This is a genomic window from Rhizobium sp. AAP43, assembly GCF_001296045.1.
Taxonomy (GTDB): Bacteria; Pseudomonadota; Alphaproteobacteria; order Rhizobiales; family Rhizobiaceae; genus Allorhizobium.
Map to the genome: position 1 here is coordinate 68,460 of NZ_LJHS01000066.1, position 15,030 is coordinate 83,489.

The 15,030-nt window shown below is 60.8% G+C and carries 13 protein-coding genes; 2 read left to right on the plus strand and 11 right to left on the minus strand.

The features are described from left to right. Positions 1-59 precede the first annotated feature (59 nt). A complete protein-coding gene (locus IP76_RS22470) occupies positions 60-968 on the plus strand; it encodes a diacylglycerol kinase family protein (protein ID WP_054160472.1) in 909 nt (302 codons plus the stop codon). Between the two features lie 12 nt (positions 969-980). On the opposite strand, the gene IP76_RS22475 is transcribed toward IP76_RS22470, so the two are convergent. The 6 genes from IP76_RS22475 to IP76_RS22500 all read right to left on the minus strand — a co-directional run bounded on the left by IP76_RS22475 (position 981) and on the right by IP76_RS22500 (position 6,929). Beyond that, the gene (locus IP76_RS22475; protein WP_054160473.1) at positions 981-1,832 is read right to left on the minus strand and encodes a GNAT family N-acetyltransferase; all 852 of its coding nucleotides are present in this window, start codon (positions 1,830-1,832) and stop codon (positions 981-983) included. Position 1,833: 1 nt separating this feature from the next. Beyond that, positions 1,834-2,580, minus strand: a complete 747-nt coding sequence (locus IP76_RS22480) for an aspartate/glutamate racemase family protein (protein WP_054160474.1) — start codon at positions 2,578-2,580, stop codon at positions 1,834-1,836. Positions 2,581-2,586: 6 nt separating this feature from the next. Next, positions 2,587-3,405, minus strand: a complete 819-nt coding sequence (locus tag IP76_RS22485) for an ABC transporter permease (RefSeq protein WP_054160475.1) — start codon at positions 3,403-3,405, stop codon at positions 2,587-2,589. Position 3,406: 1 nt separating this feature from the next. After that, positions 3,407-4,312, minus strand: coding sequence for an ABC transporter permease (locus IP76_RS22490; RefSeq protein WP_054160476.1), 906 nt, complete (start codon positions 4,310-4,312; stop codon positions 3,407-3,409). Positions 4,313-4,501: 189 nt separating this feature from the next. After that, positions 4,502-5,800 (minus strand): PotD/PotF family extracellular solute-binding protein, encoded by a 1,299-nt coding sequence (locus IP76_RS22495; RefSeq protein WP_054160477.1) that lies wholly within the window; start codon positions 5,798-5,800, stop codon positions 4,502-4,504. Between the two features lie 40 nt (positions 5,801-5,840). Further along, on the minus strand, positions 5,841-6,929 hold the full coding sequence (locus IP76_RS22500) for an ABC transporter ATP-binding protein (RefSeq protein ID WP_054160478.1): 1,089 nt from the start codon (positions 6,927-6,929) through the stop codon (positions 5,841-5,843). 255 nt (positions 6,930-7,184) lie between these two features. Here IP76_RS22500 and IP76_RS22505 point away from each other — a divergent pair, with 255 nt between their 5' ends. Next, entirely contained in the window at positions 7,185-7,898 is a 714-nt protein-coding gene (locus tag IP76_RS22505) for a GntR family transcriptional regulator (protein WP_054160479.1), read from the plus strand. 115 nt (positions 7,899-8,013) lie between these two features. On the opposite strand, the gene IP76_RS22510 is transcribed toward IP76_RS22505, so the two are convergent. The 5 genes from IP76_RS22510 to IP76_RS22530 all read right to left on the minus strand — a co-directional run bounded on the left by IP76_RS22510 (position 8,014) and on the right by IP76_RS22530 (position 14,871). Continuing rightward, a complete protein-coding gene (locus IP76_RS22510) occupies positions 8,014-9,621 on the minus strand; it encodes an ABC transporter ATP-binding protein (protein WP_054160480.1) in 1,608 nt (535 codons plus the stop codon). 2 nt (positions 9,622-9,623) lie between these two features. After that, positions 9,624-10,748, minus strand: coding sequence for an ABC transporter permease (locus tag IP76_RS22515; RefSeq protein ID WP_054160481.1), 1,125 nt, complete (start codon positions 10,746-10,748; stop codon positions 9,624-9,626). Then, complete coding sequence (gene oppB, locus IP76_RS22520) at positions 10,741-11,664, minus strand: oligopeptide ABC transporter permease OppB (RefSeq protein WP_054160482.1); 924 nt, start codon at positions 11,662-11,664, stop codon at positions 10,741-10,743. The genes IP76_RS22515 and oppB overlap by 8 nt, the downstream gene beginning before the upstream one ends. 59 nt (positions 11,665-11,723) lie before the next feature. Beyond that, positions 11,724-13,325 carry a peptide ABC transporter substrate-binding protein gene (locus IP76_RS22525; RefSeq protein WP_054160483.1) on the minus strand — a complete coding sequence of 534 codons (1,602 nt, stop codon included), beginning with the start codon at positions 13,323-13,325 and terminating at the stop codon, positions 11,724-11,726. Positions 13,326-13,512: 187 nt separating this feature from the next. Next, positions 13,513-14,871, minus strand: coding sequence for a glutamine synthetase family protein (locus IP76_RS22530; protein WP_054160513.1), 1,359 nt, complete (start codon positions 14,869-14,871; stop codon positions 13,513-13,515). Positions 14,872-15,030: the final 159 nt, after the last annotated feature.

A 15,030-nucleotide genomic window follows, 5' to 3' on the forward strand; every position in this document is an offset into this window, starting at 1 on the left:
TTTTGATGGCGCGGCACGTTTGAGAGCACGGCTCGAACCTTGAGCCGCGAAAGGACCCCATGAAGATCAAAGCGGTACTCAATCGCGACGGCGGCACCTTCAAGACCACCGATATGGAAGCCTATTGCGCAAGTGCGACCCGCGCCTTCGCTGCAAAGGGGCATGAGCTTGATTGTGCCGTGGTCAGTGGCGATGAGATCGTCGAGACGTTGCAGCGCGTTGCTGACGACGGAGGCTATGACGCGGTCATTGCAGGCGGCGGCGATGGCACGATCTCGGCTGCAGCCGGCATTGCCTGGAAATCCGGCCTGCCGCTCGGCGTCGTGCCAGCCGGCACCATGAACCTCTTTGCGCGCTCGCTGAAGCTGCCACTCGACATCTGGAAGGTGCTCGACGTACTGGCCGATGCGACCGTTGCCGATGTGGATATCGCAACGGCCAATGGCCGCCCCTTCGTGCACCAGTTCTCAGCCGGTCTGCATGCGCGAATGGTGCGCATGCGCAATCAGATGAACTTTGCATCGCGGCTCGGCAAGATCCGCGCCAGCACCAGTGCTGCCTTTGGCGTCATGCTCGATCCGCCCCGATTCGAGGTCATGTTCGATATCGATGGCGACGGCCGCAGTGATGAGCGTCCGGTCTCGGCCATTTCCGTCTCCAACAACCCGCTCGGCAATAATTCGCTGTTCTTCGCCGATGAAGTGAATACCGGCCAGCTTGGCGTCTACCTCGCCGATCCTCTGGAGCCGACCGGCGTCGGCGCTCTCGCCTTCGACATCGTGCGCGGGCGTTTCAAGGAAAATGAAGCTGTGACCGCCTCGACGGCAAAACACGTGCATCTGCATTTCCCCAAACATCGCAAGGGGGCTGCATGTGTGCTGGATGGCGAATTGCTGCGGATGCCGGCAGATGTCGAGATCAAGATGCACGCCGGAGAACTGAAGGTACTCGTGCCGAAGGCGGCGTGACGCGGCAGACCCCTAACCAAGTTCAAGCGTGGTGATGGCGTAGACGCCGGCAAGCGCGAGAACGGGCGGGCCACCGCGATACATTCGGGCTGTCGTGAATCCCAGCTGAAACCCGCGTCGTCTGAGTGTTTCGGTCAGACTGACCTGATGATCCGGCACGTCGAGATGGACCTCGCCACCCGCGGCTGCCTGCACGCAGGCGCTGAGTAGGTTTTCCGCCGCTCCGTCATCCACGGCAAAGATCGGGCCGATTTTGCGACCTTGCCGGCAACGGCGAAGCACAGCATAGCCAGTCAGGGCGCCATCCTCCATCGAGACAAAGGCGTCATGCGCGCCGCCGAGCCAGTGGGACAGGAAATTCGGACGCGGGGCGGGGAAGTGGCGTCTGTCGAAGACGGTGAGAGCCGGTATGTCCATTGCCGTGAGAGGGCGAACCGTTGCCGCCGGCGCTGGGGGCGACGGCGATGCCGTGCCGCCGGGACCACTCCATCGGATGCTTTCATAGAGCGGAGCAAAACCCATGGCCGCATAATTGGCCTGTTGCTCGGGCACGCCATCAAGGCCGATACGTCGGTTGCCCAGATGAGCCATGCCGGCATCCCAAACCTTGCGGCCATAGCCTTGCCCGCGAAAGCGTGGATGGCAGATGTAAAGACCGATGAAGCCGAAATGCTCGTCATAGGCGACGGCTGATATGCCGGCTGCCAACTCTCCCTCCACGAAACAGCCGAGAAAGCCTTGGGGATCCGCGGCGTAGAACGCGTCCGCATCGGTGAGGCCAGGATTCCAGCCTTCGTCCCCAGCCCAGTCAATCAGAATATCGAGCTCTTTGCGTGTCAGGGGACGAATGGCCGGCGCGCTCATCTCAGGCGGCTCCGATGCGCGATGGAGCAAAGGCTTCGAGCATGCCGGTAAAACGCTTTTCGACCGGAGCCGCATAGGCGCGGGATTTGGCAGTGGTGAGGCCGAGCGCCACAAGCCCTTCCGCCTGCTTGACCGCTGCCGCCACGCCATCGATCACCGGCACGCCGAATTCCTGAGAGAGCTGATGTGCAAGATCCGCCATGCCGGCGCAGCCGAGCACGATGGCTTCGGCCCCGTCCTCGCGAAGGGCGGCGGTGATTTCCGCTCGCAACCGGTCACGGGCGTTTGAATGCGGGTCTTCGAGCGAGAGCACGGGGATATCGGCGGCCCGTACCTTCACCATGGCGGACTTGCCATAGCGATGGACGAGATGTTCGATTGGCAGGCGCGAGCGCTCCAGCGTGGTGACCACGGTGATGCGCTGGGCAATGAAGCTTGCCACCGAGAGAGCTGCCTCGCAGATGCCGAGAACGGGGATGGCGGCAAGGGCTCGGCAAGCGTCGAGCCCGGTATCGTCGAAACAGGCGATCACGGCGGCAGAGGCACCCTCCCGCTCGGCGCGGGCGATTTCGATGAGCAGGCCGGGCAGGGCCAGCGCCTCGTCATAATACCCTTCGATCGAGGCTGGCCCCATGCTGGAGGTGACGGCGTCGATGGTGGTGTCCGGGTGCGCCACCCGCCTTGCGGCATCCGCAATGGTCGCGGTCATGCTGGCGGTGGTGTTGGGATTGATGACGGCAATTTTCATGAAGCCTCAGCCCCTGACATGGCGACGGTTGAGGCCGACAATGAGTGCAAGCGTCCCGCCAATGACGATCAGCGAGAAGACCGTGGTGACGGTGCCGAGCGCATAAAGAACCGGCGTCGTGACATTGGTGGTCATGCCGTAGATTTCGAGCGGCAGGGTGTTGTAGGTGCCTGAGGTCATCAGGGTGCGGGCGAATTCGTCATAGGAGAGCGTGAAGCCGAACAGGCCAACGCCGATCAGACTGGGCAGGATGATCGGCAGAACCACATGGCGAAAGCTCTGCCAGGAGGAGGCGCCGAGATCGCGGGCGGCCTCCTCGTAAGCCGGCGAGAAGCGGTTGAAAACGGCAAACATGATCAAGACGCCGAAGGGAAGGGTCCAGGTCAGATGCGCGCCGAAACCGGACGTATACCAGGCCGGCTGCAGGCCGAGCTGTGAGAACAGCACGCCGATGCCGAGCGAGACGATGATCGAGGGCACGACGAGGCTTGCAACCGCCAGATAGAAGAGCGGTGTAGCGCCCCAGAACTTGCGGCGGAAGGCAAGGCCTGCGAGCAGCGAGACGACAACCGTGACCACCATGACCATCAGACCGAGCGCGAAGGAGCGCCGGAACGAGCCGCCGAAATCACCGACCGCCTGCTGTTCGAAGAGGTTGGCGAACCAGTGCAAGGAGACACCATTGAGCGGGAAGGTGAGGCCGCCATTTTCGCCCTGGAAGGAGAGGATCACGATGGCCGACAAGGGGCCGTAGAGGAAGAGCACGAAGAGCGCGAAGAAGACGGCGAGCACGTAGAATTCGCGCGAGCGTTTTTCCGAATTCATCTCAAAGCTCCTTGCGAATGTCGACGACGCGCAGGATCGCGGCCACCATCAAGAGAACCAGCGCCAGCAGCACCACGGCATTGGCGGCGGCGGCGGGATATTGCAGCAGCGACATCTGGTTTTTCATCATCAGCGCGACCGAGGCGCTCTGGCCGCCGGACATGACCTGCACGGTCGAGAAATCGGCCATGACCAGCGTCACGACGAAGATCGTGCCGATCGCCATGCCGGGCTTGGCCAGCGGAATGATGACATTGATCAGGATCTGCAGACCGGACGCACCGGCATCGCGCGCGGCTTCGACCAGTGAGCGATCAATGCGCATCATCGTGTTGAAGATCGGGGTGACCATGAACAGCGTGTAGAGGTGCACCATGGCAAGCACCACGGCGAAATCCGAATAGAGCAGCCATTCGATCGGCTGGCTGATCAGGCCGGAACTGACAAGCGTGGTGTTGACCAGCCCATTGCGGCCGAGCACCGGAATCCAGGAGATCATGCGGATGATGTTCGAGGTGAGGAAGGGCACGGTGCAGACGAGGAAAAGCACGCTCTGCATGGCCGCACTCCGGATATGGAAGGCGAGGAAATAGGCAACCCAAAAGCCGATGACGAGGGTAATGGCCCAGACCATCACCGCGTATTTCAGGGTGTTGAGATAGGTCTTCCAGGTGACCCAGGAGCCGAGCGTCTCCTCGTAATTGAACGTGACGAAGTCCGGATACATCTGGGCGAAGTCATAATCCCAGAAGCTGACGACGGCGATCAAGAGGATCGGCAGGAGCAGGAAGAAGCCCAGGATGAGCGTCAGCGGCAGCGCCTGCAGATAGGAGGCAAGCCATGCCGGCACCCGGATTTCGCGTTTCGGCTTTTCCTCGCCGACGCCTAGAAATCGCACTTCCACCATGTCTGTTGGTCTCCTGTCGCTTCGGAAAGAGCGGAGCGGGAGGGTTGCCCCTCATCCGGCTGCCGCCACCTTCTCCCCGCAAGCGGGGAGAAGGCACGTGTGGCACGGTCGGCGGCTCGCCCCCTTCTAACCGCTAGGCGGGGAGAAGGTCCCGGCAGGGGGATGAGGTGCGAATAGCCTTTGCTGGCATCAGGCCGCGATGAACTCGTTCCAGCGGCGGACCATGTAGCGGTCCTCGTCCATGACGGAGTTCCAGCAGGCGACCTTGCCCATGCGCTCCTCGAAGGAACCGCCGTCGCGGACCGCACCGGCCTTTTCCATGACCTTGCCTTCCGGAGACATGATGTCGCCAGTTGCGGCCTTGCCTTCGATCCAGTAGCCCCATTCGTCGGCAGACATGTGTTCCTTGGCGGTTTCCATGCAGGCCGAGTAGTAGCCCTGGCGGTTGAGATAGCCGCCGACCCAGCCGGATGTGTACCAGTTGATGTATTCATAGGCTGCATCGAGCTGGGCGCCGGTGAGGTGGGCTGCCAGGCCGAGACCGCCGCCCCATGAGCGGTAACCTTCCTTGAGCGGCTGATACTTGCAGGCGATGCCCTTGGAGCGCACGGCTGCAACCGCCGGCGACCACATGGACTGGATGACGACTTCGCCCGAAGCCATGAGGTTGACCGACTCGTCGAAGGACTTCCAGAAGGCACGGAACTGACCGTCCTGCTTGGCCTTGATCAGGAAGTCGATCGTCGTGTCGATCTCCGCCTTCGTCATGTTGCCCTTGTCGGCATATTTGATGATGCCCATGGCTTCGCAGATCATCGCGGCATCCATGATGCCGATCGACGGGATGTTCAGGATCGACGCCTTGCCCTTGAAGGCCGGGTCCATGATGTCGGCCCAGGACGAGATCTCGCGGCCAACCAGATCCGGGCGGATGCCAAGCGTATCGGCATTGTAGATCGTCGGCATCATGGTGAAGAGTTCGGTTTCGCCCGAGGCAAAGGTCTTGGCATCCTTGCTCTCGACATAGCCGACGGTGTGCGGGGCGGTGCCTTGTGCAATCACGCTGTCCGGCAGCAGCTTGCCGGTTTTGAACAGCGGCACGACCTTGTCGTAATACTTGAGCTTCGATGTTTCCATCGGCTGGATGACGCCGGTCGGATAGACCTTCTTCAGGATCCAGTATTCGATGTCGGCGATATCATAGGACATCGGCTGGGTGACGGCGCGCTGGGCAGCCGCATCGGAATCCGTTGCGGTCATCTCAAGCGTGATGCCGAGATCGGCTTTGCACTTCTCGGCGATGGCATTGATGTTCGACACGCCGGTGCCGAACTGGCGGAGCGTAATCGGGTTCTGCGCCCAGATGGTCGGGAAGCCGGTGATGACGCCGGAACCGGCGGCAAGGCCAGCCGCTGCAGACGCGGTCTTCAACAGGCTGCGGCGTGTAAGGCCCTTCTTTTCGGATGTGGTCTTCACAGTCATGCTCATTCTCCTCTGGATTATTGTGGTTTGAACTTCGGCTTTTGTGTCAGGCGTCGGGCTTGCCCAGCACGATCACGTCCCGTGGCCCCCACGAGAGCGGCACGGCATCGCCCGTTTTGACGGGCATGGCGAAATAAGCGGCATCGCTGGTGACGATGGTGAACTCCTCGATCCCCGCACCGGCGACTGCGATCTTGACCGTCGCGCCGAGATATTCGACGCCGGCCACCACGCCGTTGAAGCCAAGCATCGGTTCTGTCTCGCCACCGATCGCCACCCGGTCTGTGCGCAAGGCGAGATCAAGGATTTGCCCCACTGGCACAGGCGAGGCAGGTGCCTTGAACCGGGTGCCGGCTGAGGTCTCGATTACGGTTTCATCCGCGCTGCTCTCCACCACGCGGCCCGAGATGACATTGTGATCGCCCATGAAGCGGGCAACAAAGGCGGTGGCCGGCTGTTCGAAGACCTGGCGAGGGGAGGCCGCCTGCTCGATGCGCCCGGCATTCATCACAACGATCAGATCCGCCAGCGCCATCGCCTCTTCCTGGCTATGGGTGACGTGGATGAAGCTGATGCCGAGCGAGGTCTGCAGCTTCTTCAGTTCTGCCCGCATGCGGATCTTGAGAAAGGGATCGAGGGCCGAGAGCGGCTCATCGAGCAGCAGCGCTTCAGGCTTGGTGATCAGGGCACGGGCAAGCGCGACGCGCTGCTGCTGCCCGCCGGAGAGCTGAGCCGGACGGCGGTTGGCATAGGGATCAAGCTGCATCAGCGTCAGCATCTCAAGTGCTTCGCGGCGGCGGGTATCCTTGTCGACGCCCTTCATCTTCAGGCTGAAGGCGACATTGTCGACGAGATCGAGATGTGGGAAGAGCGCATAGGACTGGAACATCATCGCCGTACCGCGAGCTGCCGGCGGCAGGTCGGTGACATTGGCATTGCCGAGCAGGATGTCGCCGGATGTGACGGCCTCATGGCCGGCGATCATCCGAAGGGTCGAGGTCTTGCCGCAGCCGGAAGGACCAAGCAGGCAGCAATAGGTCGATGCGGGAATCTTCAGGCTGACGGGATGGACGGCGATGGTCGGCCCATAGGCCTTGGATACGGCAGCAAGTTCGATATCGGCGTTTTTCGTCATGATGCAATCCTTCTCTGCCAGAAGTGATGCACGACGCGTGCCAGTTTGCTGCGGTGCAAACTAAGTGGCTGACTTCACTGGCTTTGTGGCTGAGGATGTAATCGCCGTGAGCGAGATGCTACGGCTGTATGCACAGAAATTGAACATTGCATACAATCTTGCATCATCTTTGATCGCATTATTTGTAAGCGTGTGTACGCAACCCATTTGCCTTGCCAAGCAAGCGGCGGTAGAACAGGCAATCTGGAGAGCAAGATGAAGTCGATTGCCAAAGCCGTTCTCGTCCCCGAAGGTCAGCAGGAGGACCGCGCCCGCGCGATCCGTGACAGTCTTCGCGATGCGATCGTCGACCGACGCCTGGCGCCCGGTACGAAATTGTCGGAGGCGGAGGTCGGCACACTGTTCGATGTCAGCCGCACGGTTGTGCGGGATGCGCTGCAGATGTTGGCCTTTGAAGGCCTGGTGACGACAGAGCGCAATCGCGGCGCCTTTGTTTCCAATCCGTCACCGGACGAGGCGCGACAGATCTTTGAGTCGCGGCGTCTGATCGAGCCCGCCATCGTTGCTGCCGCCGCAGACCGCCTGACCCCGGACGAGATCGCCGGTTTCCGATCACATCTGGAAGAAGAGGCGCGTTACAAGGGCGAGCGGGGCGCAAGTGCCAGGCGTGCCGAGATCAAGGCATCCGGCGATTTCCATCTCCTGCTGGCGCGTGTCGCCGGCAATGCGATCCTGGAAAAATTCATGCAGGAACTGGTGGCGCGCTCGTCGCTGGTGATCGCGCTTTATGGCCGCACCGGCGTGTCGAGCTGTGGCCATGACGACCACACCGAGATCCTCGATGCGCTGGAGCGCGGCGACGTGGAGGCGGCCACGGCCTCCATGCTGCATCATATCGGCCATATCGAAGCCGATCTCGACCTGCGCGAGATCGAAGCGATGACACTGAAGGATGCGCTGTCGATCTGAGGCAATGGTCCTGCGGTCTGCAGAATGGAAAAAGGCCCCGGTGATTGACCTGACCCCCGAAAGTTGGACCTCCAACCTCAGGGGGGCAGTTCAAAATCACCGGGGCCTTTTGTCGTCAGTGGCTGAAGGCAGCCGCAATCAGCGCCTTGGTATAGTCTTGCTTCGGGTGTTCGAAGATGTCCTCCGTCGCACCCTGCTCAACGATCTTGCCGTTCTTCATGACAACCACATGGTCCGACATCGCCTTGATGACGGAGAGATCGTGGCTGATGAAGATATAGGACAGACCGTGCTTCTCCTGCAGGTCGCGCAGGAGTTCGATCACCTGCCGCTGAACGGAGCGATCGAGCGCCGATGTCGGCTCGTCGAGAATGACCACCTTCGGCTTCAGGATCATCGAGCGGGCAATCGCGATGCGCTGACGCTGGCCGCCGGAGAACTCGTGTGGATAGCGGTTTCGAGCGGCAGGATCGAGCCCGACTTCCTTCAAGGCAGCGATGGCGCGGGTGTCACGTTCTGCGCGAGACAGCTGCGGTTCGTGCACATAGAGGCCTTCGGTGATGATCTCGCCCACCGTCTGGCGGGGCGAAAGCGAGCCGTAGGGGTCCTGGAACACCAGCTGCAGCTGCTTTCGGAAGGGCCGCATGCCGCCACGGTCTAGACCTGAGAGGTCATTGCTCTCGAAGCGGAAGGCGCCATCGGCAGCCAGGAGCTTCAGAAGCGCCCGGCCGAGGGTCGATTTGCCGGAACCCGACTCGCCGACAATGCCGATGGTCTGGCCCTGTTGCAGGCGGATGCTGACATCATCGACCGCGCGGAAGGTGCGCGACGGGCCGAACAGTCCACTGCGGCCAATGTCGAAATCGACAACCACATTGCGACCTTCGAGCATGACGGGCGCGTCCGCGGCCGGTGCCGGCTTAGTGCCGGTGGGCTCCGCCGCGAGCAGCATCTTCGTGTATTCATGCTGGGGGTTGCCGAAGATGGCGTCGCGGCTGCCCGTCTCGACAATCTCGCCCTTGCGCATCACGGCGACGCGATCTGCAACATGTTTGACCACGCCGAGGTCATGGGTGATCAACACGATCGCCATGCCGAAGCGCTTCTGCAGATCAGCAAGAAGGTCGAGGATCTGCGCCTGGATGGTGACGTCAAGCGCCGTCGTCGGTTCATCGGCGATCAAGAGATCCGGCTCGTTTGCCAGGGCCATGGCGATCATCACGCGCTGGCGCTGCCCGCCCGACATTTCGTAAGGATAGCTGTCGATGCGACGCTCGGGATCGGGGATGCCGACGAGCTTGAGCAATTCGAGCACGCGGGCACGCGCCTGTGCCTTGCTCATTCCACGGTGATGGATGAGCGGCTCTGCGATCTGCTTGCCGATCCGGTAGAGCGGATCAAGCGAGGTCATCGGTTCCTGGAAGATCATGGTGATCTTCGAGCCACGAACCTTGTTGAGGCTGGCAAGCGGCTGGCCGACAAGGTTTTGACCGCCATAGACGGCCTGTCCGGTGACATCGCCATTCTTGGCGAGTAGGCCCATGATGCCCATCATGGTCTGGCTCTTGCCGGAACCAGACTCGCCGACGATGGCAAGCGTCTCACCCTTGTTCACCGAAAAGCTGATGCCCTTGACCGCTTCCACAGTGCCGTCAGGTGTCGCGAACGTCACCTTGAGGTCGGAAACGTCGAGCACGTTTTCGTTGTTTGTCTTGTCGTCCATGCTCATCGGTCCTTCGGATCCAGTGCATCACGCAGGCCATCGCCCACGAAATTCAGCGAAAACAGCGTCGTCACGAAGAAGATCGCCGGGAAGATCAGAAGCCATGGCGCACTCTGCATGTTCTTCGTGCCTTCCGAGATCAGCGTGCCCCAGCTGGCAAGCGGTGCCTGAACGCCTAAGCCTAGGAAGGACAGGAAGCTTTCGAGGAGGATGACCTTCGGTACCACCACCGTAACGAAGACGATGACCGGGCCGATCGTGTTCGGAATGATATGCCGGCGGATGATCTGCCAGTCGGTGAGCCCCAAAGCTTCTGCGGCACCGACGAATTCGCGGCGTTTCAGCGACAGGGTCTGGCCGCGCACGATGCGGGCCATTTCCAGCCACTCCACCGCGCCGATCACCAGGAAGATCAGGATGACCGAGCGCCCGAAGAAGACGACGAGAACAACGACGAGGAAGACGAAGGGCAGGGAGTAGAGGATCTCGACAAGGCGCATCATGACATTGTCAGCCCGGCCACCGAGATAGCCGGAGGTGGCGCCGTAGACGACACCGATGCCAAGCGAGACAAGGCTGGCGGCAAGGCCGACGGCGATCGAGATCTGGCCGCCCAGCATGACGCGCACCAGAAGGTCACGCCCATTGCTGTCGGTGCCGAAGACGAAATACTGCTGATCCACCGAACCGGTGAGGGTCATGGCCAGCTGGTCGGCAGAGGTTTCGGCGACGGTCGTGTTCTTGAACTCGTTGACGCGGTCGAAATAGCGCACCGAGCGCGGATCGATCGGGCGGGTCGACGTCACCTTGGCCGTGAAGACACCGTTTTCGATCTCGAAGCTTTCAAGCGTCAGTCGCGCGCGTTTGGCCGTGCTGTCCGCCACCTCTTGCAGGGACTGCGGATCAGGCCGGGCCGTAAGGCTCGGCGGGATCGAGACATAGGACGGGAAGACCTGGTCATAGGTATGCGGAACAAAAAACGGTCCCGCGAAGGAGAAGAGGCCGATCAGCAGCAGCATGATGCAGCCCGAGATCGCAGCCTTGTTGCGTTTGAAGCGAAGCCAGGCGAGCTGGGTCAGGCTGCGACCGGCAATCTCCGGCGTCTGGGTCAGGGTGGTATCAGTCATTGCGAACCCTCGGATCGAGCAGGCCGTAGGCAATGTCGACCAACAGGTTGAAGAAGATCACGAATATGGCCACCAGAATGACGGTGCCCATGACAAGCGGGTAATCGCGATTGAGGGCGCCAAGCACGAAGTAGCGACCAACGCCGGGGATGGTGAAGATGCTCTCTACCACGGCGGAACCGGTGAGGAGGGCTGCCGCGCAAGGGGCGAGATAGGAGATGATCGGCAACATCGCACCACGCATGGCATGCGTCACGACGACAACGCGCGAGGGAAGCCCGTAGGCGCGTGCAGTCCGGATATGGTCGGTGTTGAGCGCCTCGATCATCGAGCCGCGCGTGAGCCGGGCAAAGACCGCAAGCTGTGGCAGCGCGAGCGCCGTCATCGGCAGGATGAGGTTGCGAACAGAACCATCACCCCAGCCGCCAGCCGGAAGCCAGGACAGGAAGACGGCGAAGACCAGCGTAAGAACTGGGCCAACAACGAAATTTGGAACGGTGACACCGACGGTGGCAAAGGCCATCAGGCCGAAATCCAGCACGCTGTTCTGGCGAAGAGCTGCGATCGTGCCGAGCGTGACGCCGCCGATCAATGCGATCAGGATGGCATAGAGACCAAGCTCGATCGAATAGGGCAGGGCCTTGCCGATCAGCTCGGAGACGGTGTTGTCCTTATAGATGAAACTGGGGCCAAAGTCGCCGCGCACGGCATTGCCGAGATAGTTGATGTACTGCTGCCACAGAGGCTGGTCGAGCTTGTAGGTCGCCAGGATGTTTTCCATCGTCTGTGGGGGCAGCGGACGTTCGAGATTGAACGGACCGCCAGGCGCAAAGCGCATCAGGAAGAAGGAGATCGTCACGACGAGAAGGACCGTGGGGACGGCGCTCATCAGTCGGCGCAGGACAAATGACATCATGGTGAAAAAAGATGACGCGCGACAGCCTCATGCTGCCGCGCGCCATTCCCTGAGTTTGGTTATTCGGAAACGCTGAGGAACTTCGACAGGTGTTCATTCACCGGATTGTCGCCCCAGCCGGAGACGCGCGACGAGACCAGCCACAGGTTGGCGGTGTTCATCAGCGGTGCAATCGCCTGGTCGTTCATCAGAAGGGCTTCCGCCTTCTTGAGCTCTTCCATGCGCTTGGCCGGATCGCGCTCTTCATAGGAGGCCTTCATCAGCGCATCATAGTCGGCGTTCTTGTACTTGCCGTAGTTGAACGTGACATTCGTGCTGACATTGAGGGCGAGGAAGTTTTCCGGGTCGGCGTAGTCGGCATTCCAGCCGGCGCGCGCAACGTTGAACTTGCCGCCTTCCTGCAGGTAGGCGTAGTGCGAGGCAACGTCGAGGTTGGTCATCGTCACCTTGGCGCCGAAGGTGTTTTTCCACATGTCGGCGACAGCGGTTGCGACGCGCTCGTGGTTGGCATTGGTGTTGTAGCGAATCTCGATTTCGAGCGGCTTGCCACCTTCGCCGTAACCGGCAGCCTTCATCAGCTCGACAGCCTTGTCTTCGCGGTCGATCTGCGACATCGAGGCGAAATCAGGCTGCGGGCCCTGGCCATAGCCTTCGAGACCCGGCGGGACCAGATTATAGGCTGGCAGCTGTGCGCCGGCATAGATTTCCTGGGCAAGGAAATCGCGGTCGATGGACATCGACAGCGCACGGCGAACGTTGACGTCGTTGTACGGCGGCTCGCGATTGTCGAAGACGTAGTAATAGGTGGCGAGGCCCGGGGTCACGTGAACCTGATCGCCATAGCTTTCGCGCAGGCGTTTGATCTGGTCAGCCGAGAAGTTGTAGACGAGGTCCATTTCCTTGGCTTCGAAACGACGAACCGAAGCGGCATCGTCGTCGACCGGGTAGAAGACGACCTTGTCGAGCTTGACGTTGGCGGCGTCCCAGTACTTTTCGTTCTTGACCACGGTCAGCGTGTCGTTCGGCACATGGGCCTGAAGCAGGAAGGCGCCGTTTGAGACCATATTGCCTGGCTTGACGAACTGGTCGCCGAACTTTTCAAAGTTCGCCTTGCTGATCGGCAGCGCGGTATAGTGTGCGAGAAGCTGCAGGAAGAACGGGGTCGGGCGCTCAAGCGTGATCTCGACGGTCTTGGCGTCGATCGCCTTGATGCCGAGCTGGTCGATCGGAACTTCGCCCTTGTTCGCCTTTTCGGCATTCTTGATCGGGTAAAGGATGTTGGCGTATTCGGCGGCGGTCTTCGGGTCTTCGAGGCGGCGCATGGCGAAGACGAAGTCTTCCGCGGTCACCGGCGAGCCGTCCGACCAGTTGGCGTTTTCGCGGATCTTGAAAGTGTAGACGGTCTCGTCTTCCGAAATCGTCCAGCTTTCTGCCGTGCCGGGTACGATCTTGCCATTGGCGTCGAAAATGGTGAGGCCTTCAAACAGATCGCGGACCACGAAGCCCTCGATGTCGATCGAGATATGGGCATAATCAAGCGTCTGCGGCTCGCCGGCATTGCCACGATGCAGAACCGCTTCGGCCAGCGCCTGGCTTGCGCCAAGGAAGAGCGAGCCGAGCAACAGAGAGGTGCCGAGAATGCGGCGCGTCTGGATGGTCATAGGTTAAAAACTCCCAGTTCGTTATTTACGAACACGGGACATGAAGTCATTCACCGGACCTCGGCAAGTTATTTTGTCGTCCATACCCCAATTTTGAGGAGGTTTTTTCTCATAATTGTTTTGGATTCGACAAGAAATTGCGCAGATGGACGGTCCTTGGCAATTTTATGACGCCTCCTGGGGTTGCCTAGATCCGCGGCAGATAGGTCTGGTAGTCGAAGCTTGAGACGGTCCGCAGATAGGCCATGGCTTCCTTGCGCTTCGTGTCGCCATAGATGCGCTGGTACTCGGCCCCGAAGATATCGGTGATGAAGGGGGATGTCCGGAAGCGCTCAACGGCAGTCAGGAAGTCGTAGGTCAGCATATCCGGATTCTCAGGCGCACTGTCCGGCGTGGTAACCTGGCCCGGATCGAGGTCTTCATCGAGACCGAGGAGGATGCCGCCGAGGATGGCTCCGAGCAGCAGATGCGGATGAGCATCGGCACCGGCCACGCGATGCTCGATCCGGGCGGCCGGGCCATCCTTGTCCGGAATGCGGATGGCCGTGCCACGATTGCCAAAACCCCAATCGATCTTGTCGGGTGCAAACGAGCCCGGCTGGAAACGGCGATAGGAATTGGCAAAAGGTGCAAAGATGAGTTGCGCTTCCTGCATCGACTTCAGCATGCCCGCGGTGATCGACTTGAGCTTCACCGGATCGCCGCCCTTGGCGTCGAGAATGTTGCGGCCGTCCTTGTCGATGATCGATGCATGCACATGCAGGCCGGAGCCGGCATGGTCACCATAGGGCTTCGCCATGCAGGTTGCCTTGAAACCATGTTTGCGGGCGGCAAAATCAACGACGCGCTTCAGATAGGTGCAGTCGTCCGCTGCCGCCATCGCGTCCGGCTTGTGCAAGAGGTTGACCTCGAATTGGCCAGGGCCGAACTCGGCGGTGGTCGCATCCGCCGGCAGGCCCATGTGGTCGCAATAGGCGCGCACGGTGGCAAGAAAGTCTTCCATCGCGGCCGTCGCGCGCATGTCATAGAGCTGGTATCCCTCGACCTCGCCATTCATGACGAGCGCTTTCGGCGGCATCGGCACACCGGTTTCGCGGAAATCCGGCTCCATCACATAGAATTCGAGTTCTGTCGCCACAACCGGCGTGAGGCCCCGTTCCTCGAAGCGCTTGAGCACATTGGCGAGGATGGCGCGCGGGCAGACATAATGCGGTTCGCCTGAGAGCGTGTGCATCGTTGCCAGCACCTGCTTGGATCCCTTTGGTCCCCAGGGCAGTGTGGTCAGCGAATTCTTCGACGGCACACAGATACCATCAGGATCGCCCAGCGTCAGCGAGATCTTGGTAATGTCGTCATTGTCATCACCCCAGATGTCGAGCGATTGCGTGGAGGCCGGCAGGCGGACCGTGTTTTTCCAGACCTTGTCCTCGGCCGAAAGCGGGATCATCTTGCCGCGCAGGTCGCCGTTCATGCCGACGAGCAGGACTTCAATGCGCGCGGAAGGGTCGGCTGCATTGAGATCGGCGGCCTCAGACGATGCGGTCATGGCAGATAACTTTCTCTGGCTGTGTACGGATTTGGCCGGAGAAACGCGGCGATCACTGCCTTGCCAAATGCGCGTCGGAAGGCCATGTTCGTAGCCGATAAAGTTCCACCTTTCAATGCGTGGGCGGGCGCCGGAACGGACCTTGTTTGGCCGCGATGG

Excerpts from the sequence above, each read along its gene's own strand:
- IP76_RS22470 (WP_054160472.1), top strand. The coding sequence starts at position 60 with ATGAAGATCAAAGCGGTACTCAATCGCGACGGCGGCACCTTCAAGACC.
- IP76_RS22475 (WP_054160473.1), bottom strand. The coding sequence starts at position 1,832 with ATGAGCGCGCCGGCCATTCGTCCCCTGACACGCAAAGAGCTCGATATT.
- IP76_RS22480 (WP_054160474.1), bottom strand. The coding sequence starts at position 2,580 with ATGAAAATTGCCGTCATCAATCCCAACACCACCGCCAGCATGACCGCG.
- IP76_RS22485 (WP_054160475.1), bottom strand. The coding sequence starts at position 3,405 with ATGAATTCGGAAAAACGCTCGCGCGAATTCTACGTGCTCGCCGTCTTC.
- IP76_RS22490 (WP_054160476.1), bottom strand. The coding sequence starts at position 4,312 with ATGGTGGAAGTGCGATTTCTAGGCGTCGGCGAGGAAAAGCCGAAACGC.
- IP76_RS22495 (WP_054160477.1), bottom strand. The coding sequence starts at position 5,800 with ATGAGCATGACTGTGAAGACCACATCCGAAAAGAAGGGCCTTACACGC.
- IP76_RS22500 (WP_054160478.1), bottom strand. The coding sequence starts at position 6,929 with ATGACGAAAAACGCCGATATCGAACTTGCTGCCGTATCCAAGGCCTAT.
- IP76_RS22505 (WP_054160479.1), top strand. The coding sequence starts at position 7,185 with ATGAAGTCGATTGCCAAAGCCGTTCTCGTCCCCGAAGGTCAGCAGGAG.
- IP76_RS22510 (WP_054160480.1), bottom strand. The coding sequence starts at position 9,621 with ATGGACGACAAGACAAACAACGAAAACGTGCTCGACGTTTCCGACCTC.
- IP76_RS22515 (WP_054160481.1), bottom strand. The coding sequence starts at position 10,748 with ATGACTGATACCACCCTGACCCAGACGCCGGAGATTGCCGGTCGCAGC.
- oppB (WP_054160482.1), bottom strand. The coding sequence starts at position 11,664 with ATGATGTCATTTGTCCTGCGCCGACTGATGAGCGCCGTCCCCACGGTC.
- IP76_RS22525 (WP_054160483.1), bottom strand. The coding sequence starts at position 13,325 with ATGACCATCCAGACGCGCCGCATTCTCGGCACCTCTCTGTTGCTCGGC.
- IP76_RS22530 (WP_054160513.1), bottom strand. The coding sequence starts at position 14,871 with ATGACCGCATCGTCTGAGGCCGCCGATCTCAATGCAGCCGACCCTTCC.